The organism is Marinobacter sp. F4206, from assembly GCF_019392195.1.
Classification (GTDB): Bacteria; Pseudomonadota; Gammaproteobacteria; order Pseudomonadales; family Oleiphilaceae; genus Marinobacter.
In genome coordinates, this window is sequence record NZ_JAHXKI010000007.1 from 1 (window position 1) to 23,141 (window position 23,141).

General features: G+C 59.2%; 22 protein-coding genes. 10 read left to right on the forward strand and 12 right to left on the reverse strand.

Features of this window, described 5'->3' with window-relative positions; genetic code table 11:
* Positions 1–125: 125 nt before the first annotated feature.
* The 8 genes from KZO34_RS18005 to KZO34_RS18040 form a co-directional block, all read right to left on the reverse strand.
* Positions 126–806 (reverse strand): sensor histidine kinase, encoded by a 681-nt coding sequence (locus tag KZO34_RS18005; protein WP_219478476.1) that lies wholly within the window; start codon positions 804–806, stop codon positions 126–128.
* Between the two features lie 32 nt (positions 807–838).
* Positions 839–2,476 (reverse strand): response regulator, encoded by a 1,638-nt coding sequence (locus KZO34_RS18010; RefSeq protein ID WP_219478317.1) that lies wholly within the window; start codon positions 2,474–2,476, stop codon positions 839–841.
* Entirely contained in the window at positions 2,473–5,991 is a 3,519-nt protein-coding gene (locus KZO34_RS18015; protein WP_219478318.1) for a hybrid sensor histidine kinase/response regulator, read from the reverse strand. Before KZO34_RS18015 ends, KZO34_RS18010 begins: the two co-directional genes overlap by 4 nt.
* Before the next feature lie 44 nt (positions 5,992–6,035).
* Positions 6,036–6,542 carry a hypothetical protein gene (locus KZO34_RS18020; protein ID WP_219478319.1) on the reverse strand — a complete coding sequence of 169 codons (507 nt, stop codon included), beginning with the start codon at positions 6,540–6,542 and terminating at the stop codon, positions 6,036–6,038.
* Between the two features lie 92 nt (positions 6,543–6,634).
* Positions 6,635–8,401, reverse strand: coding sequence for a sodium:solute symporter family protein (locus tag KZO34_RS18025; RefSeq protein ID WP_219478320.1), 1,767 nt, complete (start codon positions 8,399–8,401; stop codon positions 6,635–6,637).
* A gap of 6 nt (positions 8,402–8,407) precedes the next feature.
* Positions 8,408–8,671, reverse strand: a complete 264-nt coding sequence (locus KZO34_RS18030; RefSeq protein WP_219478321.1) for a DUF4212 domain-containing protein — start codon at positions 8,669–8,671, stop codon at positions 8,408–8,410.
* Positions 8,672–8,882: 211 nt separating this feature from the next.
* Positions 8,883–9,590, reverse strand: coding sequence for a 3'-5' exonuclease (locus KZO34_RS18035; RefSeq protein ID WP_219478322.1), 708 nt, complete (start codon positions 9,588–9,590; stop codon positions 8,883–8,885).
* Positions 9,591–9,605: 15 nt separating this feature from the next.
* Positions 9,606–11,522 (reverse strand): putative nucleotidyltransferase substrate binding domain-containing protein, encoded by a 1,917-nt coding sequence (locus KZO34_RS18040; RefSeq protein ID WP_219478324.1) that lies wholly within the window; start codon positions 11,520–11,522, stop codon positions 9,606–9,608.
* A 166-nt stretch (positions 11,523–11,688) separates the two neighbouring features.
* Here KZO34_RS18040 and smrA point away from each other — a divergent pair, with 166 nt between their 5' ends.
* From smrA to KZO34_RS18085, 9 genes are all read left to right on the forward strand, one after another.
* A complete protein-coding gene (gene smrA / locus KZO34_RS18045) occupies positions 11,689–12,270 on the forward strand; it encodes a DNA endonuclease SmrA (RefSeq protein ID WP_219478326.1) in 582 nt (193 codons plus the stop codon).
* 62 nt (positions 12,271–12,332) lie between these two features.
* Positions 12,333–12,524: a membrane lipoprotein lipid attachment site-containing protein gene (locus KZO34_RS18050; protein WP_219478327.1), complete on the forward strand. Its 192-nt coding sequence runs from the start codon at positions 12,333–12,335 to the stop codon at positions 12,522–12,524.
* A gap of 82 nt (positions 12,525–12,606) precedes the next feature.
* Entirely contained in the window at positions 12,607–13,089 is a 483-nt protein-coding gene (locus KZO34_RS18055) for a (2Fe-2S)-binding protein (protein ID WP_219478329.1), read from the forward strand.
* A gap of 7 nt (positions 13,090–13,096) precedes the next feature.
* Positions 13,097–15,295 (forward strand): xanthine dehydrogenase family protein molybdopterin-binding subunit, encoded by a 2,199-nt coding sequence (locus KZO34_RS18060; protein ID WP_257900525.1) that lies wholly within the window; start codon positions 13,097–13,099, stop codon positions 15,293–15,295.
* Between the two features lies 1 nt (position 15,296).
* Entirely contained in the window at positions 15,297–16,283 is a 987-nt protein-coding gene (locus KZO34_RS18065) for an XdhC family protein (protein ID WP_219478333.1), read from the forward strand.
* A 50-nt stretch (positions 16,284–16,333) separates the two neighbouring features.
* Positions 16,334–16,960, forward strand: coding sequence for a methylthioribulose 1-phosphate dehydratase (locus KZO34_RS18070; RefSeq protein ID WP_219478335.1), 627 nt, complete (start codon positions 16,334–16,336; stop codon positions 16,958–16,960).
* A complete protein-coding gene (locus KZO34_RS18075; RefSeq protein WP_219478337.1) occupies positions 16,957–17,517 on the forward strand; it encodes a 1,2-dihydroxy-3-keto-5-methylthiopentene dioxygenase in 561 nt (186 codons plus the stop codon). Before KZO34_RS18070 ends, KZO34_RS18075 begins: the two co-directional genes overlap by 4 nt.
* Positions 17,514–18,206: an acireductone synthase gene (mtnC, locus tag KZO34_RS18080; RefSeq protein WP_219478338.1), complete on the forward strand. Its 693-nt coding sequence runs from the start codon at positions 17,514–17,516 to the stop codon at positions 18,204–18,206. Before KZO34_RS18075 ends, mtnC begins: the two co-directional genes overlap by 4 nt.
* A gap of 30 nt (positions 18,207–18,236) precedes the next feature.
* Positions 18,237–19,295, forward strand: coding sequence for a DUF3080 domain-containing protein (locus KZO34_RS18085; RefSeq protein ID WP_219478339.1), 1,059 nt, complete (start codon positions 18,237–18,239; stop codon positions 19,293–19,295).
* A 13-nt stretch (positions 19,296–19,308) separates the two neighbouring features.
* Here KZO34_RS18085 and KZO34_RS18090 read toward each other — a convergent pair whose 3' ends face one another.
* From KZO34_RS18090 to arsC, 4 genes are read right to left on the reverse strand one after another with little or no spacing between them, the layout of a single operon-like run.
* The gene (locus KZO34_RS18090) at positions 19,309–21,126 is read right to left on the reverse strand and encodes a GspE/PulE family protein (RefSeq protein ID WP_219478340.1); all 1,818 of its coding nucleotides are present in this window, start codon (positions 21,124–21,126) and stop codon (positions 19,309–19,311) included.
* Between the two features lie 33 nt (positions 21,127–21,159).
* A complete protein-coding gene (locus tag KZO34_RS18095; RefSeq protein ID WP_219478341.1) occupies positions 21,160–21,519 on the reverse strand; it encodes a DUF2069 domain-containing protein in 360 nt (119 codons plus the stop codon).
* Positions 21,520–21,574: 55 nt separating this feature from the next.
* A complete protein-coding gene (gene wrbA / locus KZO34_RS18100) occupies positions 21,575–22,180 on the reverse strand; it encodes an NAD(P)H:quinone oxidoreductase (protein ID WP_219478342.1) in 606 nt (201 codons plus the stop codon).
* A gap of 42 nt (positions 22,181–22,222) precedes the next feature.
* The gene (arsC, locus tag KZO34_RS18105) at positions 22,223–22,576 is read right to left on the reverse strand and encodes an arsenate reductase (glutaredoxin) (protein WP_219478343.1); all 354 of its coding nucleotides are present in this window, start codon (positions 22,574–22,576) and stop codon (positions 22,223–22,225) included.
* 72 nt (positions 22,577–22,648) lie between these two features.
* On the opposite strand from arsC, the gene KZO34_RS18110 reads away from it, so the two are divergent.
* On the forward strand, positions 22,649–23,116 hold the full coding sequence (locus KZO34_RS18110) for a TlpA family protein disulfide reductase (RefSeq protein ID WP_374706542.1): 468 nt from the start codon (positions 22,649–22,651) through the stop codon (positions 23,114–23,116).
* Positions 23,117–23,141 lie beyond the last annotated feature (25 nt).

Below are 23,141 nucleotides of genomic sequence, written 5' to 3' on the forward strand. Positions count from 1 at the left end.
CTGCGCCGATGGTAGTGTGGCATTGCCCATGTGAGAGTAGGTCATCGTCAGACTCTTAATACCTAAACCCCAGCTTCGAGGAAGCTGGGGTTTTTTATTGCCTGGAGAAATGGCTGTTAACGCGGTCACGGCAGCCAGATTTCGAAGACACCTCCGCCAAAACTCCCGCCATTGTGCAGTTTAATGGAGCCGGTCCGCTCACCTTCACAATGGAGCCTGGCAACGGAGGAGGCGAAGAAAAGGCCGAGGCTGGTGCTGCCGCTATTGAAGTCCAGGGATTTAAAACTCAGCGTTCCCGTGTGCTGCATGCTCTCCGGATATCCTGCGCCGTCGTCTTCAACACCTATGACGAGATAACCGCTGCGTTCCTCGGCAGTCAGTCGAATCCTGCTTCGGGTGTACCTGAGAGCATTGTTGAGGGTGTTGTTTAACACACCGGTCAGCAAGTCCGCGTCGAAGAAACCGTTAATATCCTGAGCTTCGATATGACATTCGATGCCCAGACCGTTGAGGAGGGGCGTGTGTCGGGCAAGGTGCGCCGACAGAAAGTCCGGAACAAAATGCTCCTCGATGTGGGCCGACAGGTTGTCCTCACCAAGCCGGTAGATACCCAATAGCTGCACCAGATCGTTGTGCATTCGCTCGGCTTCGTATTGCAGAGTGTTAAAACGGGATGAGTCATTGAGGTCTTTGTCGTAATCCGCTCGTAACTCATCGAGCGAGTTCAGCAGCATGCCCAGTGAATTTTTCATGTCATGGACGGCCGAGGCCAGCACCATGGAGAAATCTATGCTCTGGTTGGCCATTCGTCCGGGCTTCTCCGGCTCTTGTGCGTCAGTCATGCTGTCAGTCCTTCCAGTTTCCGGCACAGTGCCTTGTATCGCCGATGCTGCCGGTGTTGCTCCGGCAGCCCCTCGAGCCGGTCGAGGCACACCCTGCACTGGCTCAGAAGGTCGCGGTTCGTCGAATCGTTTTCGTATTCCTTCATCAGCACCTGAACCAGATTCAGGTTCAGCGCAGCGTGGTCCGGTACCACGCTCAGTGCTTGGGAAAAAGCCTCAGCCGCTGTCGCGAGCTGACCGGATTCAAAGGCTTTTATGCCATCCCGGTTGAGCGTACGCGCCTGTAGTTTCTGCCGGAATCCGACCGGCTCATCCAGCAGGCTCTCAATCTTCTGGACAACGTCTGCATCGTCGGCAAAACGTTCGGCGAGCTGTGCCAAGAGAGTCTTGGCATGGCTGTCATGTCCGACCCTGAATAGCGTCTTGGCGTAATCCAGGCCGGTCTCGGCATCCAGCACTTCCGTGCTTTCAATATCCGCCTTAATCCCGGCGAGGAGCTTCTCCGCATCCTGCCGATTACCTTGACCGGCATGCACGCGGCATTGGATGATTCGGCTGCGAAGACTAATATCGGTGCGGTCGGAAAATCGTTTCTCCATTCTGCTGAGAGCAGTCATTGCCTCTCTGGCACGCTCTGCACCTTCGGGTTCCTGGTCGCCTTCACTGAGGTCTGAGAGGCTTTGGCCAAGGGCCAGGTGATGTTCGGGGCAGTCGTGTATCGAATGGGTGCCGAGGACAACAGTGCGTCGCCAGGCTTCAGATGCGGTTTCGATATCCTGATTGGCTTCGGCCAACTGTGCCAGATGTCGTTGCCGCAACAAGGCGTTCGGGGAATGTTCAACGGCCTGTTCGAGGATTCGTTGGGCCTGCCCCACCTTGCCTTGTCGTTCGAGACCATCGGCCAGCAGATCATAGGCTTCCATGTAGTCAGGATGGTTGGCGATGAGCTGCCTCAGACTGTCGACGGCCTGATCGTAACTCCGGTTTGCCAGCAGGACCTTACTACGCCCGAGGCGGGCCCAGGACAGTTCCCTCTGGTTGAGTACCTCGTCGAAGACTTTCGCCGCATGCGCCAGATCCCCGAGCCGGAAGTAGAGATCTCCCAGGGTCTTCATCAGCCACGTTTTGTAGCGTGGCTGCTTCGGTAGCGCCTGCAGGCACAGGGAGATTGCTTCTGGATAGTTCTCCCGGTCGATCTCCCGGTTAATGGGGTACAGGGCATTGCGCTGGTCAATCAGGGCGCTCAGGCGTTGCTCCAGCACCGCGCGGTTGATGGGTTTGGTCAGGTAACCGTCGGGCTGGTTTTCCCGGGCGCCCATAACCATCTGCTTAGAGGTTTCTGCGGTTACCATGAGAAAGAGCGACGAACGTTTCAGCAGTTTCTTGTGTCGGAGCTCCTCAAGCACGTGCTGGCCATTTCTGCCTTCTCCAAGGTTGTAGTCACAGAGCACAACATCAATATGGTTGTAGGTGCACAGCTGAATGGCCTGGGCGGCATTGGGCACAAGTTCGATGGTGTCGGCACCGCAACTTCTGAGCATTTGCCGCATTGAAAGACGAAAGTTCTCAAAATCATCAATGATCAGGTAGCTCAGCTTACGAAATGCATTTGCCGTGTTGCCGGGATCCGTCATGATCGTTTCTGCTTGAGTAACTTGTTGACTAGCGCCCGAAGCGCCGCCGGCTTAACGGGCTTGTACAGCATGTGGTAGCCCCGGCTGACCGCGTCTTCTCGGACCTCTGGCGCCATGTAGCCGGTTATCAGTATGCCCGGAATGTCATTGCTGACCGCTTCCCGGAGGCTATCCATGGCATCCAGCCCGTTCTTGTTATCATCCAGCTGGTAGTCTGCCAGGATGATCTCAGGCGTCCGGCCATCAAGTTTGTGGATGGCATCCTCGAGACTCTCGGCGGCGGTGACATCGCATTTCCAGTTACCGAGCAGCGCCACCATCCCCTGGAGGATAGCAGGGTCATTGTCGATGCACAGGACATGAAGGCCGCCGAGGCTTGAAACCCGACGTGAGGAGGCCGCGGGCTTGTCGCCGGTTGGCTCACGCTGTTCCGCAGCCGCGACCGGAACGGTAATGCCAAACAGGCTGCCCCGCCCCTGGATGGAGTGCACGGTTACCGGATGGTTGAGCATGCCGCTTATTCGGTCGACGATGGCCAGCCCAAGGCCCAGGCCTTTTTTGTCCCGGCCCGTCTGAAAGCGCCGGAATTCTTCAAAGATATGAGTCACCTGATCTTCCGGGATGCCTGGCCCGGTGTCCCAGACATCGATCCGGATGTAGCCCTTGAGTCTGCGACAGCCGAGCAGAATCTTGCCTTTGGGCGTGTAGCGGATGGCGTTCGAGAGAAAGTTCTGTATGACCCGGCGCAACAGCTTGGCATCTGACCTTACCCAGGCGGTGCTGGGTACAACGTGCAGTTCCAGCCCCTGGTCTTTGGCAATGGCGGAAAAATCGGTCGCCAGGTGTCGAAGGATGTCATTCACGGGGAAAACGCCAATGTTCGGCTCCAGGGCGCCGGCATCCAGTTTGGAAATGTCGAGCAGTGTACTGATAATCTCTTCGGCGGCACCGAGGGAGCTGTCGATATGTTCCACCAGGTCCTTCGCCTCACCATCGGATGACTTGCCGGCCAGGGCAGAGGTGAACAGGCGGGCGGCGTTCAGGGGTTGCAGCAGGTCGTGGCTCGCCGAGGCCAGAAAACGGGTTTTACTCTGGTTGGCCTGTTCTGCGACGGACTTTGCCTTGAGCATCTGCTCGTTAATGACCTGGAGCTCCTGGGTCCGCTCCTTTACCCGTTGCTCCAGGTAAATGTTGGTTTCTTTCAGCGCCTGTTCGGTTCGGCGCATGGCCGTGATGTCCTGGAAGGTGGTGACATAACCGCCGCCGGGAATGGGGCTGCCGTCGACCCGAAGCACCGTTCCATCCGGGCGCTGGCGTTCGTAGGACATCGGCTTGCCCTCACGCATGCTGGCACACCGGTTGGCAACGATGTCATCAATGCGCCGGGCGGAGAGGTTGGCGTTGGTCAGGTTGTAGCGCATCAGGTCTTCCACCGGGCGGCCGACCCGGACGAAGCCTTTAGGATAGGTAAACAGCTCCAGATAGCGATGGTTCCAGACCACCAGCTGCTGCTGGTGGTTCACCACCGACACGCCGAGGCTGATGTTTTCAATTGCCGACTGAAGCAGCTCACGACTGAAGGTCATGGCCTGGGAAGCTTCATCAACGATGCTGACCACATCCTCGATCTGCATGTCGCGACCGGTCAGGGTCGATTCCAGCACCACCCGCGCTGTGGATGCACCGATTACCGAAGCCAACTGCCGCTCGATGTATTTCATCAGGTGGGCAGAAGCAGGCCGGTGCGGATGCAGGCGAATCGCATTGCGGCGCTCGTAATTGCGGAAAATGGTCTCCGAGCGCTCCTCGCCCATGAAGCGGTCGGTCAGTGCCTGCAGGTCTGATGTCAGGATCTCCCCCTGCCAGCTCTGATGCTGCGCGGTTTCGGCTCTGGGCTGGGGATCATGGAAAAACGAGGCAATCTGGATCTTCTCCCGCACCCGCTGACGGGTGAGCATCGACAGCACCGTGTAGGTCAGGGTATTGATCCCGAGACTCCAGAGAATGCCATGGCTGGTCTGGTCCAGATCGGATCCGAACAGGGCGGTTGGCCGGGTCCAGCTCAGGCCCCAGAGGCCCTGGTTGATCAGGGTGTCTGTCACCCAGCCGGTACTCGCCAGCGCCGGCAACAGCAGCGTGTAGCACCACATCAGGAATCCGAGCGCCAGCCCCCACACAGCGCCCATGTAGTTGCCCCGACGCCAGATAATGCCGCCCACAAGGGCCGGACCAAACTGGGCGGCTGCGGCAAAGGAGAGCAGGCCGAAGGCGGTCAGGCTATAGTCCGCACCTGCCATCCGATAGAAGCCATAGGCGGTGAGCAGCACCACGAAGATGGCCACGCGTCGGATGCTCAGGAGCAGGTAGCTCAGGTCTGCACGCCGGTTCATTCTCGGGCGGAAGAACTTCAGCAGGGCCGGCATGATGATTTCGTTACTGACCATGGTCGCGATGGCAACCGAACAGACAATGACCATGGCCGCCGCGGCAGACCCGCCGCCGAGGAACGCCAGGATCGCCAGCCATTCTTCGCCCGCCATGATGGGGAGTTGCAGGATAAGGATGTCGGGATTGCCGTTCGCCGCCTCGGGGGCCAGCAGGCCGGCGGCAGCAATCGGAAGCACGAATGCGCTGGCGACGATCAGGTAAATGGGCATTGCCCAGCGGGCAACCTCGAAATCCCGGTGATCGGTGTTCTCGACGACCATGACGTGAAACTGTCGGGGTAAACAGATGATCGCCAGCATGGCCACGAGTGTCTGGGTAATGAATGCCGGCGCCTCAAGACCATCGGTGGTCAGAGTGCTGATCAGGTCTGCGTCCTGCGCTCGGTCGAACAGTTCTCCAAAGCCACCATAGAGTCCGTAACCGACAAACAGCCCAACGGCGACGAAGGCCACCAGTTTGATCAACGATTCGAAGGCAACGGCCTGAATCATGCCACGGTGGTGTTCCGTCGATTCCAGGTGGCGGGTACCAAACAGGACCGTAAAAACCGCCAGGGCCAGGGTGATGTACCACGCCGAGTCATTCCAGGCCACGGTACTGAGCTCCCCGGTTCCGGTGCCGGCCTCGGAGAGGACATTGAAGCCCATGGAGATCGCTTTCAGCTGAAGGGCGATATAAGGCACGCTGCCGATCAGGGCGAACGTTGCAATCATCGCCGCCAGGAGTTGGGACTTGCCGTAGCGCGAGGCAATGAAATCGGCAATGGACGTGCTGTTATTACGCTTGCTGATGTAGATGATCCGGCGGAGCAGGGGCGCACCGAACAGGAAGACAAGGAGCGGGCCAAGATAGATGGGCAGAAAGCCTAGCCCCTCCTGGGTCGCCCGTCCGACCGCGCCGTAAAACGTCCAGGAGGTGAAATAGACCGCCAGAGAAAGCGCATAGATATGCGTACGCGCGAGCCGTCGGCGGTAGAGTCCCGGATGTTTGTCACCGGCCCAGGCGATGACAAACAGAATCGAGATGTAGGTAAAGGAGATTAAGACCAGCAGCCAGGCACTAATCATGGTAGAGCGATTCCGTCGGGTGCGGGCATTGTGCTACCGGCCTGTCAGCCGGTGCAGACTGTTTTCAGTAGCGTGTCGGAGGTGTCCAACACCTTCATGTTGTCGACCCGGGGTGTGCCGTCTGAGCCCAAGGGTACCAGTTCCCGGGATTCGCAGTTGAGAATGTGGATCCGGTGCGACACGGCATCCGTCAGTTTCTGCTCAAAGCGATACAGGGTAAACCGGACGATATCGGAGTTGGAGGTATCCTGGCTAATGCTCTTGGTGTCCACGGTTGAGAACGCGGTGACATAGGGGAAGGCAAAGGTCCAGGGGCGCCAGAGAATGCCGTCCGTTTCCGTGTCGACCACGATCGCCTCCTCGGGAAGCAGGGTTTTCTTGTGGTCGTACCAGGTGTATTCACCGTGGATCAGGTAGCCGAGCATTCCGATTCCGGCAAACGCCGGGATAATCCACTTTGGAGCTTTATTGCGGGTAGCAGCACGGATGCCAAGGGCAATGCCGGCAGCGCCCAGGCCGCAAAATACAGTGGCGACTAAGGTCCAGAACATACAATCGTTTCCTCAAAAAAGAACGGGCTCCCTCATTGAGGAAGCCCGTTCAGTACAACCTGTCAATTCAATGAATCAGGTCGGGTTGTAGCTTAGTGGTCTTGAGCCTGACCGGAACCGCGTGGGTAACGGACGCTTTCAACCAGCTCCTGAATCTCAACGGGCGGTTCTTCAGTTGCGTTGGATACAACGAAGGCTACCGCAAAGTTGATGATTGCACCAACCGCGCCGATAGACAGCGGGGAGATGCCCAGTACCCAGTTTTCCGGGGTGTCTGGCAGGTTGTTGGTGCCCGGAATGAACAGCCAGCCCTTGTACACGAAGATGTAAGCCAGGGTGAAGCCCAGACCGGTCAGCATGCCAGCAATGGCGCCGGTGTTGTTAACGCGCTTGGAGAAGATACCCATCATCAGCGCCGGGAACAGGGATGCAGCGGCGATACCGAATGCCAGCGCAACGACCTGTGCCGCGAAGCCTGGGGGATTTGCACCAAGCCAGGTGGCAACCACGATTGCCACGGCCATGGAAATCCGTGCCGCCAACAATTCGCCTTTCTCCGTAATATTCGGGTTGATGGAACCCTTGATCAGATCGTGACTGACTGCGGAGGAGATCGCCAGCAACAGACCTGCCGCCGTGGACAGAGCCGCTGCAAGACCACCCGCTGCAATCAGGCCGATGACCCAGCCAGGCAGGTTGGCAATTTCCGGGTTGGCCAGTACCAGGATATCCCGGTTAACAACCAACTCGTTGCCTTCCCAGCCGCGTGCCTGAGCTTCGGATTCGAAAGCCGGGCTGTCGTTATACAGCTGGATGCGGCCGTCGGAGTTCTTGTCCTCAAACTGGATCAGACCGGTAACTTCCCATTCCTTCACCCAGTTCGGACGCTCATCGTACTGGATCGGCTGCGCTGAAGTGCCGTCCGGGTAGATGGTGGTCATCAGGTTCAGGCGCGCCATGGAGGCAACAGCCGGAGCGGTCAGGTACAGCAGGGCAATGAATACCAGGGCCCAGCCGGCAGACCAGCGAGCGTCCGCAACCTTCGGTACGGTGAAGAAGCGGATGATGACGTGTGGCAGACCCGCGGTACCGATCATCAGCGACAGGGTGAACAGGACCATGTTCAGCTTGTTGTCCACGTCCGCGGTGTACTCGTTGAAGCCGAGGTCAGTGATGACCTGATTCAGCTTGGCGAGCAGTGGCATGCCAGAATCGGCGTGCGTGGAGAACAGACCGAGACCGGGGATTGGGTTGCCGGTCAGTTGCACGGAGATAAACACCGCAGGGATGGTGTAGGCGATGATCAGCACGCAGTACTGGGCTACCTGGGTGTAGGTGATGCCCTTCATGCCGCCGAGTACGGCGTAGATGAAGACCACGATCGCAGCGATGATAAGACCCAGAGTGGCGTCCACTTCGAGGAACCGTGAGAAGGCAACACCGGCGCCCGCCATTTGACCGATTACGTAGGTTACAGACGCGACAATCAGGCAGAGAACCGCTACCAGACGCGCATTCTTGCTGTAGAAACGGTCACCGATGAACTCGGGAACCGTGAACTTGCCAAACTTCCTCAGGTACGGAGCGAGCAGCATGGCGAGCAGCACATAGCCGCCGGTCCAGCCCATGAGGAAGGTTGAGTTGGCATAACCACCGGCGGCAATGAGGCCAGCCATGGAAATGAAGGATGCCGCTGACATCCAGTCCGCACCGATCGCCATACCGTTGGTGATCGGATGAACGCCGCCGCCGGCGACATAGAAGTCCTTGGTGCTACCGGCTTTCGCCCAGATAGCGATCAGGATGTAGAGGAGGAAGGAGCCCCCTACGAAGATGATATTGATGGCAAATTGGCTCATTCGTTCTTACTCCTCGTGCACGCCGAATTTTTCGTCGATCTTGTTCATGCGCCATGCGTAGTGAAAAATCAGCGCGATGAACGTGAGAATGGAACCTTGCTGGGCAAACCAGAAGCCCAGGTCCGTTCCACCGACGGGAATGCCGGCCAGCAGGGGACGGAGCAAAATTGCAAAGCCGTAGGAAACGAGGGCCCAAACGACAAGGCTCCCGAGTATGAGGCGCAGGTTCGCCTTCCAGTAGTTTTCAGCGTCGTAGCTATGACCTGACATAGGATCACTCCTGTTTTGTTGTTGTGGAGGTAGGGTGGGTTTTATATGTGCTTTTCCGGATAGAGAATTTATTATTCATATAGTGACTCTCCGACTTGTTGTCATATCTGACTTTACCGGTCAAGCGATTTATAGATATTGGCAAAAGGTCTAATTCTCAGTCATTTGCCGTCGTTTTGGGTCATTCGACGAGCACAGATTCCCTATTTGTTCAGAACCGATGCATGTTTTGAAGGCGACGGTGGTAACGCAGCTTGTCGTGAAGCTCTTTCAGAGTTTTCAGGCCCTCTTTTCGTGCCCGGTTCAGGGCGATCAGGGTCAGCTCGGCGGTGGCGAGGGCATCGGCCGCGGCGTTGTGCCGGGCACTGACCTCCAGTCCGAAGAAATCGGCCCAGTTATCCAGCCCTTTCCCGCCGGTTTTTGCGTCCGGGAAGAACACCGGTAGCAGGTCGGCAACGTCCATCCAGGTGTGGCTCGGCGTGTAGCCCAGTTGGCTGCGGAGGGTCTTCTCCAGAAATTTCTGGTCAAACGCGGCATGGTAGGCCAGTACCGGGTCGCCGTTCATCCAGTCCAGCAGATAGAGCAGGGCGTCTTCGGTTTCGTGGCCCTGGGTCAGGGCCTCGTTGCCAATCCCGTGAATCAGGACGGTTTCCGTGATATCCAGCTCTGGGCGCCGCAGTATCAGATCGAACTGGTCGTGCAGGTGAATGACGCCGCCGTTGATGGCGACAGCGCCGATGGCAATCACCTCGTCTTTGGCGGCATTCAGTCCGGTTGTCTCAAGGTCCAGTACGATCAGCCGGCTGCCAGCGAGGAGTTGGTCGCCCGGGATTTTCGGATTTGGCAGGTTCCCCAGGTCCACCCCGGCGCCGCGGCCCCCGCGATGCCGTTCTATCCACTGTCTGATTTGCTCAAGCATGGTTCGGGCCGGCCTTCAGAGTTGGTAGGTAACTTCGAGTTTCTGCTGCAGACGCTGGGCCTGACGGAAGGATTCCCGCAGGATTCGCCGGTCCAGGGGGTTCAGGTCGTCCGGATCGATGTAATTCGTGAGCTCCTCGCCCCGGTTCAGCATTTCCTGATGAGATCGCATGCGAATGGCCTGGATGAGGCTGTAGCCCTCTTTCCAGGCGTTGGCATCTTTCGGGTCGAACACGCCCTTTTTGGCCAGTTCGTCCATCCGTTCAAGGGTATTCGCGGTTTCCACCCCGTTGGCGAGCGCAAACACTCGGACCGACTCGACAAACGGGGCCAGCCCCTGTCGCTTGAGATCCAGGGCGTGTTTGTTGCCATCGGTGACGTATCGGAAATTGCGGAACATGGTCAGCGGTGGTTTCCGCTGAAAAGCATTTCCGGCGAGCATTTTCTGGAACAGGGCGTTTTTGCGGATGCGGGAGAGCACCTTGTCGAGCAGTTTGTTCAGTGGCTCCGTGGGCCCGAACACCGACCTCATATCAAGGAAAATGGAGGAGTACACCAGGTTCTGTGGCGTTGAGGCATCGATAAACCGGATGAACCAGTCGTCCCACTCGCGATCACTGAGGCAGAGCTTGGGGTTGCTGGCCATGATGTTGCCCTTGCAAAGGGTGAAACCGCACTCTGCCAACTCCTGGTTGACCGTTTGTGCGAACGGGAGCAATTTCTCCCGGACCTGGTCTTCGGTCATGCCTTCCGGGGTCTCGAACAGGATACCGTTGTCCTGATCGGTGAGCAGGGTTTGTTCCTGTCGGCCTTCGCTCCCGAAGGTCAGCCAGGTAAACGGAATGCCCGGGTCGTTTTTCTTGATGTTGAGTTCCAGTACCCGCCTTACGGTGACGTCGTTCAGGGTGGTGATGATCTTCACGACCTGGCCGGAATCCGCGCCATGCGCCAGCATGGCATCGACCAGTCGGGACACGTCGGTTCTCAGGCTGACCAGAGTTCTCAGGTGAGTGGCGGTGCCGATGGTGCGGGCAAGGTTGACGAGATCGACCCGCTGCAGGGCGAACAGGTCCCGCTCGGACACCACGCCGATCAGTCGATTCTCGTCATCGACCACGCACAGGTGCGCAAAATGGTGTTCGGCCATCAGCATGGCGGCTTCAAAGGCGTCAGCGTGGGAGGGCAGGCGGCAGGGATCTGCGGTCATTACTTGCCGTATCGGGGTGTCCAGCGGGCCTTTCTCTTCCGCGATCATGGTGCGCAGGTCCCGAAGAGTGAAAATGCCGGCCGGGTGTCGGTTGTCGTCAGTCACAATAATGCTGCCGACATTGTTCTCGTGCATTCGCGCCACGGCTTTGCGGACGGGAAGGTCCGGGGAGCAGACAATCGGATTTCTGAGGGCGTAGCGTTCAAGCGGTGTGTCGAGGGTGTTGCTGGAGCCGATCGACGCCATGGCACTGGACTGGATCCGCTGGTTCACCTGATCGAGCAGGCTGCTGACACCGCGCAGGCAGAAGTCGCGGAAATGTTCGCTCTCGGAGAACAGGGTGATAAAAGCATCCTGTTCAATACTTAGACAGAAGGTGTCGCCTGCCGCCCGGTGCAGTGTCCGGGTTGGCCGTTCGCCAATGAGTGCGGCCAGTGGAAAGCACTCGCCCAGACTGATTTCGAAGGTGGTATCGGTCCGGTCTTCCTTTTCATTATGGCGTTCGCCGCGGATCCGTCCCTGCTTTACGACGTAAAATCGTTTTACCACGCCGTCGTCCGGAGAAATCACTTCATCGCCGTCTGCATAGAATCGCAGGGTGGCATGCTCCGCAAAATGAGCCAGGTGATTGTCGTCCATGCTGGAAAACGGGGCATGCTCCCGAAGGAATGTCATGATGGCTCGGGTGTTGTGCGGACGGGCGCTGTCCTGATTCGCTGCGGCCATGTAGGGGTCCTTCCTTCGTTATTATTGTCCGGTTCCAGTGTAGTTCACCTGACCGGTGAAGAGCCTTACGATTTTCGTCGAACGGGCGAGGCCGTTTGGCACTTCTTTATGGCGGGCGGAGCGGGTGGTAAAGTTTGCCAATTCACAGCGTACTGATAGCACTGCCATGACCACGAAAGAAGAACGCCAGAGCTTCCTGGAAGAAATGAAGGATGTTCGGCGTATAAAAAAGCCCAATCGCGCCGAAGTCCAGGCACCCCGGGAGCTTACCCCCGGCCATCTGGAGCGCCAGCGTGCGGCGGTTGAAAAGGTGATCAGGGACAAGAACCCCCTGACGTCCGACATGGTGGAGCCCCTGACTGCCCATGATGTTCTGGCCTGGCAGCGACCAGGTATCCAGCACGGCGTGTTTCGCAAGCTGCGGCTGGGCCAGTACCCGATCGAGGCCCGGCTTGATCTGCATCGGATGACAGTTGAACAAGCCCGCCGGGAAGTGTTCGCGTTCGTGGGAGACTGCGTCCGGTATGGGCTGCGTTCAGTGATCATTCTGCACGGAAAGGGCGAGCGCAATCCCGATGGTATCGCACAGCTGAAGAGCTATTTGGCGAAGTGGCTCCCCGAACTCGACGATGTGCTGGCTTTCCATTCGGCCCAGAAACACCATGGCGGCACCGGTGCCGTGTATGTCATGGTTCGAAAGAGTGAACGGGACAAGCAACATAATCGTGAAGTTCACGGGAGTCGGTAACGAGTCCCTCATCCTTGAGTGTCATTTTCAAGCCGCGTAAGCGGCCCCAGAGAGGTATTAGCGTGAAAAAGATTTTGTTGATCGTGTGTTCGGTAGTTGCATTGGCTGGCTGTAAGGATCGCGTCATCTGGAATGACAATGGCAAGCTTGAGGGCGCCACCGAAAACCGTGAGGTCTGGAATTCCAATGGCCAGATGGACTCCGGAGAACGCAAAATCTGGGTCGATAAGGAAGGCAAGGAAGTCATCAAGTAACACTCCGGTCCGAGCATCATTGAGGCGGGAAAGAATAACAACTGTCCGGGTGGACCGGAAGTAAGTGCGGGAGAGCAGGGATATGGCGTTGAGCCTGACAGTCAATGGCGAGCAACGTTCGCTGGAAGTCGAGGGGGATACTCCTCTTTTATGGGTCATCCGGGACGAACTGGGCCTCAAGGGCACCAAATTCGGATGTGGCGCGGGGCTCTGTGGCGCCTGCACCGTGCATCTTGATGGACAACCGGTGCGCTCCTGCTCCACGCCATTAGAACTGGCGGCTGGTGGCCAGGTAACGACCATTGAGGGGCTGGGCGACCGGGATCGCCTGCATGCCCTGCAAGAGGCCTGGATTGAACAGGGTGTGCCGCAATGCGGCTATTGCCAGTCAGGCCAGATCATGAGTGCCGCCCACCTGCTGGCTACCAATGCCAGCCCTTCCCGTGACGATATAATCGCGGCCATGACCGGTAATCTTTGCCGATGCGGCACCTATTCCCGCATAGTTGCCGCGGTTGAATCGGTTGCCAATGCCACGCCGTCCGAGTCGAAGGAGGGCGCGTAACGTGAGCATGAACAGACGTGACTTCCTGAAAGTTGGTGTCGGCGCTTCTGGCAGCCTGATGCTCTCGCTTTCGTTGCCTGGCTGTGCCGGCGCCCAGACCGGGTATCAGCCTGAAACCGGCGAGTGGAAACCGGATGCCTGGCTTGAGCTGACCAGGGACGACGAAATCTTCTTTACCCTGGCGCGAGTGGAGATGGGGCAGGGAACCTACACGGGCCTGACAACCTTGATTGCCGAGGAACTTGGCGTCGAGCCGGATGCCATAACGCCACGGTTCGCGCCCGCGGCTCCGGAATACCGCAACCCCCTCTACAAGCTCCAGCTCACCGGTGGCAGCACCAGTGTTGCGACCAGCTGGGAGCCATTGAGGACCGCCGGCGCGTCGGCCAGGCAGATGCTGGTCATGGCCGCCGCACGGGTCTGGGAGGTCGAGGTCGCCGACTGCACCGTTCGCGACGGGCAGGTGGTGCATCCGAACGGAATCGACTCCATGCGCTTTGGCCAGTTGGTGGAGCTGGCGTCCAAAGAGGTTATTCGCGGCGATGTCCGGCTCAAGCCTCGCAGCGAGTGGAAGTATATTGGCAAGCGCGGCGGCCGGCTTGATGCCGAAGCCAAGTCTACGGGGACCGCCGAATACGGTATCGATGTCGAATTACCCGGCATGGTCTACGCGGTGGTGACCCGTGCTCCCCGTTACGGTGGTCGGGCCCATGCGTTCAACGCAGAGGAAGTTCGGGCCATGCCTGGCGTGGTTGACGTGGTGGAGATAGAGCGTGGCGTGGCTGTGGTCGCTGACAAATACTGGCGCGCCCGAAAGGCCCAGGCGAAATTGATCGTCGAATGGGATTTCTCAGAGGCCCTGTCGGTGTCCACCAACGAGGTGTTCGATGCCTACCGCAAAGCAGCAGACGAAAACCCGGGTGAGACCGAACGCAGCGAGGGTGATTTTGACAAGGCCGCCGGGGCCGCACCCACGGTACTCGAAGTGGAATACGCCCAGCCCTATCTGGCGCACGCCACCCTGGAACCGATGAATGCGACGGCCTGGTACCGGGGCGACAGTGTGGAGATCTGGGCACCGACCCAGGCGCCGGACCTGGGGCAGATTGCCGCGGCCCGGGCGACAGACCTGTCGCCGGATGACGTCACCATCAACACCACATTCCTGGGTGGTGGTTTCGGTCGCCGACTGACCCAGGATTTCATCGAAGAAGCCGCCGCAGTGTCATACCGCACCGGCAAGCCGGTAAAGGTCATCTGGTCCCGGGAGGAAGATACCCGCCACGATCTCTATCGCCCGGCGATGCTGCACCGTATGAGAGCGTCGCTCTCGGATGGGGAGCTGACTGGCTGGCACCATCAGATTGTTGGCCCCCAGATTCTGGACTGGTACGTGCGCAACGCGGCGCCGGCCCAGTACCCGTGGGCGCCCAAGTTCATGTACGACAGCCTTGGTTCGATGGGACTGATGCTGGAGGGCATCGCTACGCCCAAAGACATGTCGGCCATTGAAGGGGCGGTCGAATACCCCTACGCGGTCAGCAACATCGATATTCGTCATACCCACACGGATCCGGGGGTGCCGGTTACCTGGTGGCGTTCGGTGGGCTATTCCCATAATGGCTTTGCGGTTGAAACCTTCATGGATGAGCTTGCTCATGAGGCCGGCGAGGATCCTTACCAGTTTCGCCGCAAGCTGCTGGCCTCCGAACCCCGTCATCGAGAGGTGCTTGATCGGGCCGCGCGGCTGGCGGGCTGGGACCAGCCGGTGCCGGAAGGTCGTGGGCGCGGAATCGCGCTGTTCCGGAGCTTCGGCACCTTTGTCGCCCAAGTGGTCGAGGCTGGTGTTGAGAACGGTGCCATTCGAATTTATCGGGTGTCTGCAGCCGTAGACTGCGGCCAGGTGGTGAATCCGCGAATCGTCGAGGACCAGATCGAAGGGGGGATCCTCTTTGGTTTGACCGCCGCCCTCTATGGTGAAATCACCCTGGAAGAGGGTGAGGTCCAGCAGAGCAACTTCCATGACTACCAACTGATGCGTCAATACGAGCGCCCGGACGTGGCGGTGGAGCTTGTTGACAGTGAGGAACCGCCAACCGGTGTCGGGGAGCCCGGTGTCCCGCCGGTTATTCCGGCGCTTGGTAACGCGCTTTTCGCGTTGACCGGTGAACGGCAGCGCAGCCTGCCGTTAAAGGCCACTGCCTGAGATGGCCGGTGAGAGCATACCGGCAACCGGCCGCGCCTCGGTCATCCTCGATGTTGCGGCCTGGCTGGATCAGGGCGAGCGGGTCTGGCTCTGCACCATCGTCGAAACCTGGGGCTCGTCGCCCCGGCCTGTCGGATCCTGGCTCGCAATCAGTGCGTCCGGGCGCTGGAGTGGGTCGGTCTCCGGCGGCTGCCTCGAGGAGGACTTGCTGCGTCGTACCGCCAGTAGTGGTCCCACGAAGCCGGTGGCGATTGATTACGGCATTACCGATGACGATCGCGACCAGTTCCAGTTGCCCTGTGGCGGCAGGATTCGCCTCTTGGTGGAGCCTCTCCAGAGCGCCGAGGCGGAAAATCATGTTGCCGCCCTGGCATTGGCCCTGAAACAGCGCAGGCCTGTGACGCGCCGCGTTCGTCTGGATGCTGCGCCGGAACTGGTCTCCTTGACGGGCCCGTCCCCCTCATCCCTGACCTTCGATGGCGATCAGCTCGAGCATGTACTGCAGCCCGAGTGCCGATTGTTGCTGATTGGTGCCGGGGAGGTGGCTCGCTATGTTGCGGACTTTGCGGCAGCGGCCGATTTCGAAGTAACCCTGTGCGAACCACGGGACGCCTTTGCCGAGGGCTGGGGGTACCCGCACATACCCCTGGAGCGTGCCTTGCCGGATGATCTGATCGGTCAGCGTTTCAATGATCCCTGGTCCGGGGTGCTTGCCCTGGCTCACGATCCCCGGATTGACGACATGGGTCTGCTGGCGGCACTGGCATCACGGGCCTTCTACGTCGGGGCCATGGGGTCCCGGAAGACCTCGGAAGCCCGTCGGGAGCGGCTTGCCTCCCTCGGGCTTGATCAGCTGGCCCTGGATCGGCTGCGCGCGCCCATCGGGGTCGATATTCCCAGCAAGACACCCGCGGAAATTGCGATCTCCGTGGTCGCCGACGTGATCGCAGCGCGACACCATTTGCGGGCTGCTTTACCATCCCTATAATGTCGGCAAATGAACGCTTCTAAGGCGATTCGAAACCTGGGGGATAGGCCGTGTTTGATGTAACCCGATACGCCGTCGCGGCGGACGCCATTGTTGAAGCTGGACGCTTCCTGTACCAACGGGGCTGGTCGCCGGCTACCAGCAGTAACTACTCGGCTCGAATCGACGAACGACACATCGCCATCACCGTATCCGGACGTCACAAGGGTGAGCTGGGCGCGGGCGATGTCATGGTGGTGGATCTCGCCGGGCAGCCGGTCCAGAGCGATTGCCGCTCGTCGGCGGAAACCCGGCTTCATACGGTACTCTATGAGGTATTTCCCGACGTGGGCGCAGTGCTCCACACCCACTCGGTCAAGGCCACGGTGCTGAGCCGATTGCTGCCCGCGGGTCAGCCATTGGTGCTGGAGGGGTACGAGCTGCAAAAGGCGTTCAGTGGTGTGCAGACCCACGAATCCCAGTTGGCCGTCCCCGTTTTCGACAATACCCAGGACATCGATGCCCTCGCCAGAGACACCAAAACCTGGTTCACAGACCATCCGGAGCAACCGGGTTATCTGATACGCGGCCACGGTCTCTATACCTGGGGCAAAACCATGGCGGACTGCCTTCGCCATGTAGAAGCCTTTGAATTCCTGTTTGAATGTGAACTTGAAACCATGAGGGTTCGCCCATGACTACCTTGAGTATTTTTAACCAGAGCCAGCCAGAGACGGCTCATACGGTCACTGAAAACCCGTCGGAAATTCGGGAGCTATTGGCGAAGCAGGGCATTCGCTTTGAGCAGTGGCCGACCCGGTATCTTCCGGCGGAAGCCTCTCAGGACGACATTCTGGAGGCTTATCAGGAGGAAGTGGCCGCGCTGAAAGCCGAGAGTGGGTTTCAGACCGCCGATGTGATCAGCCTGAACCCGGACAATCCGCAAAAAGACGCGTTTCGCCAGAAATTCCTGGACGAGCACACCCACAGCGAGGACGAAGTCCGGTTCTTCGTGCGCGGGCAGGGGCTGTTCTATCTGCACCTGGGCGACGAGGTGTTTGCCGTTCTGTGTCAGAAAAACGATCTGATCAGCGTACCAAACGGCACCCGGCACTGGTTCGACATGGGGCCCGAACCGCGGTTTACCTGTATCCGCCTGTTCACCAATCCCGAAGGCTGGGTGGCGGACTTTACCGGTGAAGATATCGCAGGGCATTTGCCGCGTTATGAAGCACTGGCAGGAGCTGCCGGATGATCCGGATTGTCCTGACCGATATCGAGGGGACAACGAGCTCGATCTCCTTTGTTCACGACGTGCTGTTTCCCTATGCCAGCGAGCATCTCCCGGCGTTCGTCCGGGAGCACCATGAGGACAGCCCCGCTGTGGCTGAGCAGCTGGATGCGGTGGCACAAAAGGCCAATGTTGATCGCAGCGATATCGAGGCGCTGATAGACACCCTGCAGACCTGGATCCGGGAAGACCGCAAAGAAACTCCATTGAAAGCCCTTCAGGGTATGGTCTGGGAGCAAGGCTACCAGCAGGGAGAGATCAAGGGACACATATACGACGACGCTGCCGACTACCTGCAGCGTTGGCATGATCGGGGTTTACGTCTGTTCGTATACTCCTCCGGATCGGTCAAGGCCCAGCAGCTGATCTTCGGATTCACCACGGCCGGAGACTTCACCCCGTACTTTTCCGGGTATTTCGACACCCGGATCGGCGGCAAGAAAGAGGCCGACTCTTATCGGGCGATCCTGAGTGAGCTGGGGGTGGAGCCCAAGACGGTTCTGTTCCTGTCCGATGTCGAGGCGGAGCTGGAGGCGGCTGAGGCGGCTGGAATGAAAACGGCCTGGCTGGTGCGTGACGGCGACCTGCCTGAAACCGGCCGGTTCGTGGCCCGTGATTTTTCGGAGGTGGATCCCCTGCTGCGCAAGCGGTAAGCCTCCCTTGTCAACGCTCAGGAGACGTTCATGCCCGGTGTCAGATGGATCAGGATACTCGTTTCGGGCCTGTTTCTGGCACTTCTGAGCGGGTGCAATCCCTTCTCTGAAGCCCGTCCGATGATGGATGAATACGTTGAGCGGGTCGCCCGGGTTCTGGAAACGGAGCCCGGGGTCACCGCCATTGAGTCTCCCTCGCAAATCCCCAGACGCCGCAATCGGGTCCTGCCCATGCCGGAGCTGGATATGGGCATGCTGGACTTTCTGTCCCTGTATGGCTGTGAGTTGCAGTTCGTGGTGGGCGAGAAGAACTCGGTCATGGGCAAGGTCATGCAACCGTTGAACCGGTTACGTTACGAACTCCGGTTTATCGAGGCGGCCCAGGACTGCTTGCCCGAAACGGACGACGAAGAGTTGGTGGAGGCCCTGGAAGAGGCGATAGAAAGCAAGCGGGAATCCTTGCCCATTGCGATCTGGAATGCCACTTGGGGCGTCGAAGAAATCGAGACGCTGTTTACCCTGGCCAAGGGGTATTATCCCGTCTCGCCCAAGGGAAATCCGGTATCTGATCTGGCGCTTGATGCCAATGAGCTGAAAAACGCGGTGGTAGCCTTGCGGTCGGGGACGCTCGAGGTATCGTTGGAATTTGCCGGCTCCGTGCAACAGCGGTGGCAGGCGGAATACCGGGCCGGCCAGTTGATCAATAGCGCAGCCTTACTGAAAACCCGGCTTGATGATGCCACGGCCCTTATTCAGGGTCGGGTAAACGGACGTCCCTTGTGCCTGAACGGCAAGCCCAACAATCAGTCAGAGATCGTCCAGAGCATGTTCTTCAGCGTCTATATCGAAAAGATACAGCCGTATATGAGCGATGTGCGTCGGGCCCGGATGACCCTGATCGAGCCGCTTGCCGCGCTGGCCGGGGAGCAGCGGAGCGTTATGCCGTCGGCCTTCGAGAGCTGGTACCAACGGCATTTGTCCCAGGTTGCAGAAAATAGTCTCTGGCGGGAACTTGATGAGGCCATGTCACGCCATACCCGGGCCTGGCAGAACCTGCTTGGACAGTGTGGGTTACGGCCCGGCGCCTGAAATCAACCGAACGTCACCGCTGGCTTTCCGGGGTTACCCGGAGAATCTCCTCGACTGTCGTTTGTCCCGCCGCAACCTTCTGGGCACCGCTGAGTCTCAGCGATTTCATGCCTTCCTTATAGGCATCCAGTCGCAACTGTTCAAGCTCGCATCGGTCGGTGATCTGCCGGGTCAGGGTGCCGGACAGACTCATGATCTCGTAGACGCCGGCACGACCGAGATAACCGGTATTCCGGCATTCCAGGCAGCCCACCGGATGATAGAACTGTTTGGGAACCGGTGCCTTCCAGGGCCGGGTCAGGGTCTGCCAGGCCTGTTCGTCTGCAGGCCCGGGTGCCTTGCAGTGCGGGCACAGGGTGCGGGTCAGGCGCTGGGCCATGACGCCGAGAACGGTGGCGCGAATCAGGTAGGGAGGAATGCCCAGTTCCATCAGTCGGGTGATCGCGCTGGGGGCGTCGTTGGTGTGCAGCGTGGAAAGCACGAGGTGGCCGGTAAGTGCAGCCTGCACGGCCATCTCTGCGGTTTCCAGATCCCGGATCTCGCCGATCATGATGATGTCCGGATCCTGCCGCAACAGCGCCCGAACCCCCGCCGCGAACGTCAGATCAATGTTGTTCTGAACCTGCATCTGGTTGAACGCCGGTTCCACCATCTCGATTGGGTCTTCAATGGTGCAGACGTTCAGTTCTGGCGAAGCCACCTGCTTGAGCGTGGAGTAGAGTGTGGTGGTTTTGCCGGAGCCGGTGGGGCCGGTGACCAGGACAATGCCATGGGGGTGAGAAGTGATGGCTTGCCAGCGTTCCCGGTCATCCTTGCCGAAACCGAGCTGCTCGTAGGATTTCAGTAGAACGTCCGGATCGAATATCCGCATCACCATCTTCTCGCCAAACGCAGTCGGCATGGTGGCCAGCCGCAGTTCCACCTCACGATTGTCGGGCTTTCTGGTCTTGATCCGGCCGTCCTGTGGCCGCCGTTTCTCGGCAACATTCAGGCGGCCCAGAATTTTCAGGCGGCTGGTGACGGCCACGCCCACGTGTTCCGGAAATTCGTAGACGTTGTGCAGAACTCCGTCGATCCGAAAGCGGACCTGGGTAACGGCCCGTCGGGGCTCGATGTGGATGTCCGATGCCCGCTGGTCGAAGGCGTACTGAAGCAGCCAGTCGACGATCTTGACCACATGCTGATCGTTGGCGTCGGGGTTTTCGGAGGTGCCCAGGTCCAGCAGCTGCTCGAAATTCTGGTTACCACCGGCGCCGGGTGACTGGCTACCGCCCGCCTTACTGACGGAGTTGGCCAGTTGGTAGAATTCAACCGTGTAACGCCGGATGTCCTCGGGGTTGGCGACCACTCGACGAATATCTTTGCGCAGGGCCTGGCGCAGATTGCTCTCCCAGTCGCTTTTGAATGGCTCGGGGCTGGCGACCAGAACTTCATCCTGCTGGATTTCCACGGCGAGAATGCCATGGCGCTGGGCGAACGCATACGACATGACTTTGGCGATCGCGGGGGCATCAATTTTCAGCGGATCGATATGGTAATAGGTCTGCCCCGCCCAGTCCGCGAGCCACAGGGTCAGGCGGTCAAGATCCAGGGTCCGGTCGGTTTTCAGGCTGGTGAGGCCTGCGATGGCAACCAGCTCCAGCGGATGGCGTTTTGCCGCCTGGCCAGTGCCGGAGGCGGCGCCGAGGTTGGCCGTCAAAACCCGTTCGGCGTCGTCCTGACTGATTTCCCCGCTGGTAACCAGCGCCGTGCACACGTCTCTCAGGGTCAGTGTGCTGTGCGCGGGTACCGTCGGTTTTTGAGCACGCTCAGGCGTGTGGGTGTCAGACATGGGAACTCGCTGTTGCATTCGTTTCAGGGTGGATCAGTCTGCAACTGGCCGGTTCACTTTCAGGTGAATCATGGCCACAGTGAACAGCAGGAACGTCAGCACGGTGAGCAGAACCGGCCCGGCGGCGCCTTCGCTCAACCAGGCGGAAACCACCGCCTGGGTGAAGTAGAAGATGACCACAAAGGCCAGCCAGATGTAACCCCGGTTGTGACCACGGAACACCGGAACGGCGAAGGCCAGTAGTGGCAACAGTTTAACCGTCAGCATCAGCGGAACTGAGACGCCCTCCACAGGGGCGGGATAAAATGTGGTGACCAGCAGCGTAGCCAGCACGCCCAGATAAAGCAGGATGGTCAGCCGGGCTGTGTTCCGGGCTTTGGGGTTGTGAAGCATAGCGTGATTCCAAAGAGAGTTTAGAAGTGCATTACGACAAGCGGTCCGGGGTGTATCAGGCGGACAGTTTGAGTGCGAAACGGGCCAGACGCTCACCCAGGGCCTGACACAGGGCTTTTTCATGGGGACTGACGGGTAATTGCTCGCCGGTGCCCGCCCAGTGACTGGGTCCATAGGGTGTCCCCCCGGTTTCCGTCTCACCGAGCGCTTTTTCGGTGTAGGGCAGGCCGCATAGCACCATGCCGTGGTGCAGCAGGGGGATCATCATGGTCAACAGGGTGCTTTCCTGACCGCCATGGAGACTTCCGGTTGAGGTGAAGGCGCCAGCCGGTTTTCCCGACAAGGCGCCACTGAGCCAGAGGTCGCCGGTGGTATCGAGAAAGTGCTTCAGGGGTGCCGCCATGTTGCCAAAGCGGGTCGGGCTGCCCAGTGCCAGCCCGGCACAGTGGGCGAGGTCTGATTTGGTGGCATAAGGCGCGCCACTGTCGGGCACAGGAGGCAGTGACGCGTCGGTATCCGGCGATACCGGCGGCACGGTTCGTACGCGGGCCTCGATACCGGCAACCCGGGCCACTCCCCGACCGATCTGGGTTGCCAGTTCGGTGGTTTGGCCGTTCCGGCTGTAAAACAGGATCAGGATATACGGCGCCTGTTCGGCCATGGGCGGGTTCCTTCAATCAGTGGTGAATTGCGTGAGCTGGTATTACAGGATTGACAGCACGTTTTCCGGCGGTCGACCTACCGCAACCTTGCCATTCGCGAGTACAATGGGGCGCTCAATCAGTTTGGGGTTGGCCACCATGGCGGCGATAAGCTGGTCACGACTCAGATCGGGGTTGTCGAGTCCGAGCTCCTTGTATTCCTTTTCCTTGGTGCGCATCAGCGCGCGGGGCTCGGCATCAAGTGCCGCCAGGATATCGGCCATTTCGCGCTGTGTCGGCGGTGTTTCCAGGTAGCGCACAATTTCCGGTTCAATCCCCCGATCTGTAAGCAGTTCAAGGGTTTGGCGTGATTTTGAACAGCGTGGGTTGTGGAAAATCCGGGTTGGTTCTGTCATCTTCGAGCCTGATCGTCTGTCTGAATGGATACAGCAGTTTTGTCCGCCCGTAGTCTAACAGGAGGTTTTCTCGTGCAGTACCCTGCAAACCGGAGGTTTCTCCACCGGATGGCCCGCTTCGGGCTGTTCTTTCTGATCCTGGTGACCGCCGGTTGCGAGAAGATCGAGCTGGACCGCGCTGGCGGTCCGAAACTGAACTGGGACCAGCTTCGTGGCCAGTGGGTTCTGGTCAATTACTGGGCGGAATGGTGCAAGCCCTGTCTGGAGGAGATTCCCGAACTCAATGAGTTGGACAAGGCGCCGGATATCGCCGTACTCGGTGTCAATTTTGATGGCATCCAGGGTCAGGAGTTGGAACAGTTGGGGGAGCGCATGGGCATTGAGTTCACCATGCTGGCGGAAGACCCGGGCCAGAAGCTTGGTTGGCAGACGCCGGTGGCCTTGCCGGCAACCTTTGTGATGAACCCGGACGGGGAGTTGCTCGAGGCCCGCTTCGGCCCCCAGACAGAAGCAGACATCCGGGCCCTGATTGGCGGTTAACGCCCGGGCCCGAACAGAATTTACC

Excerpts from the sequence above, each read along its gene's own strand:
- KZO34_RS18015 (WP_219478318.1), bottom strand. The coding sequence starts at position 5,991 with ATGATTAGTGCCTGGCTGCTGGTCTTAATCTCCTTTACCTACATCTCG.
- KZO34_RS18040 (WP_219478324.1), bottom strand. The coding sequence starts at position 11,522 with ATGGCCGCAGCGAATCAGGACAGCGCCCGTCCGCACAACACCCGAGCC.
- smrA (WP_219478326.1), top strand. The coding sequence starts at position 11,689 with ATGACCACGAAAGAAGAACGCCAGAGCTTCCTGGAAGAAATGAAGGAT.
- KZO34_RS18025 (WP_219478320.1), bottom strand. The coding sequence starts at position 8,401 with ATGAGCCAATTTGCCATCAATATCATCTTCGTAGGGGGCTCCTTCCTC.
- KZO34_RS18095 (WP_219478341.1), bottom strand. The coding sequence starts at position 21,519 with ATGCTTCACAACCCCAAAGCCCGGAACACAGCCCGGCTGACCATCCTG.
- KZO34_RS18005 (WP_219478476.1), bottom strand. The coding sequence starts at position 806 with ATGGCCAACCAGAGCATAGATTTCTCCATGGTGCTGGCCTCGGCCGTC.
- KZO34_RS18065 (WP_219478333.1), top strand. The coding sequence starts at position 15,297 with ATGGCCGGTGAGAGCATACCGGCAACCGGCCGCGCCTCGGTCATCCTC.
- KZO34_RS18090 (WP_219478340.1), bottom strand. The coding sequence starts at position 21,126 with ATGTCTGACACCCACACGCCTGAGCGTGCTCAAAAACCGACGGTACCC.
- KZO34_RS18030 (WP_219478321.1), bottom strand. The coding sequence starts at position 8,671 with ATGTCAGGTCATAGCTACGACGCTGAAAACTACTGGAAGGCGAACCTG.
- wrbA (WP_219478342.1), bottom strand. The coding sequence starts at position 22,180 with ATGGCCGAACAGGCGCCGTATATCCTGATCCTGTTTTACAGCCGGAAC.
- KZO34_RS18055 (WP_219478329.1), top strand. The coding sequence starts at position 12,607 with ATGGCGTTGAGCCTGACAGTCAATGGCGAGCAACGTTCGCTGGAAGTC.
- KZO34_RS18020 (WP_219478319.1), bottom strand. The coding sequence starts at position 6,542 with ATGTTCTGGACCTTAGTCGCCACTGTATTTTGCGGCCTGGGCGCTGCC.
- arsC (WP_219478343.1), bottom strand. The coding sequence starts at position 22,576 with ATGACAGAACCAACCCGGATTTTCCACAACCCACGCTGTTCAAAATCA.
- KZO34_RS18060 (WP_257900525.1), top strand. The coding sequence starts at position 13,097 with ATGAACAGACGTGACTTCCTGAAAGTTGGTGTCGGCGCTTCTGGCAGC.
- KZO34_RS18035 (WP_219478322.1), bottom strand. The coding sequence starts at position 9,590 with ATGCTTGAGCAAATCAGACAGTGGATAGAACGGCATCGCGGGGGCCGC.
- KZO34_RS18010 (WP_219478317.1), bottom strand. The coding sequence starts at position 2,476 with ATGACGGATCCCGGCAACACGGCAAATGCATTTCGTAAGCTGAGCTAC.
- KZO34_RS18085 (WP_219478339.1), top strand. The coding sequence starts at position 18,237 with ATGCCCGGTGTCAGATGGATCAGGATACTCGTTTCGGGCCTGTTTCTG.
- mtnC (WP_219478338.1), top strand. The coding sequence starts at position 17,514 with ATGATCCGGATTGTCCTGACCGATATCGAGGGGACAACGAGCTCGATC.
- KZO34_RS18075 (WP_219478337.1), top strand. The coding sequence starts at position 16,957 with ATGACTACCTTGAGTATTTTTAACCAGAGCCAGCCAGAGACGGCTCAT.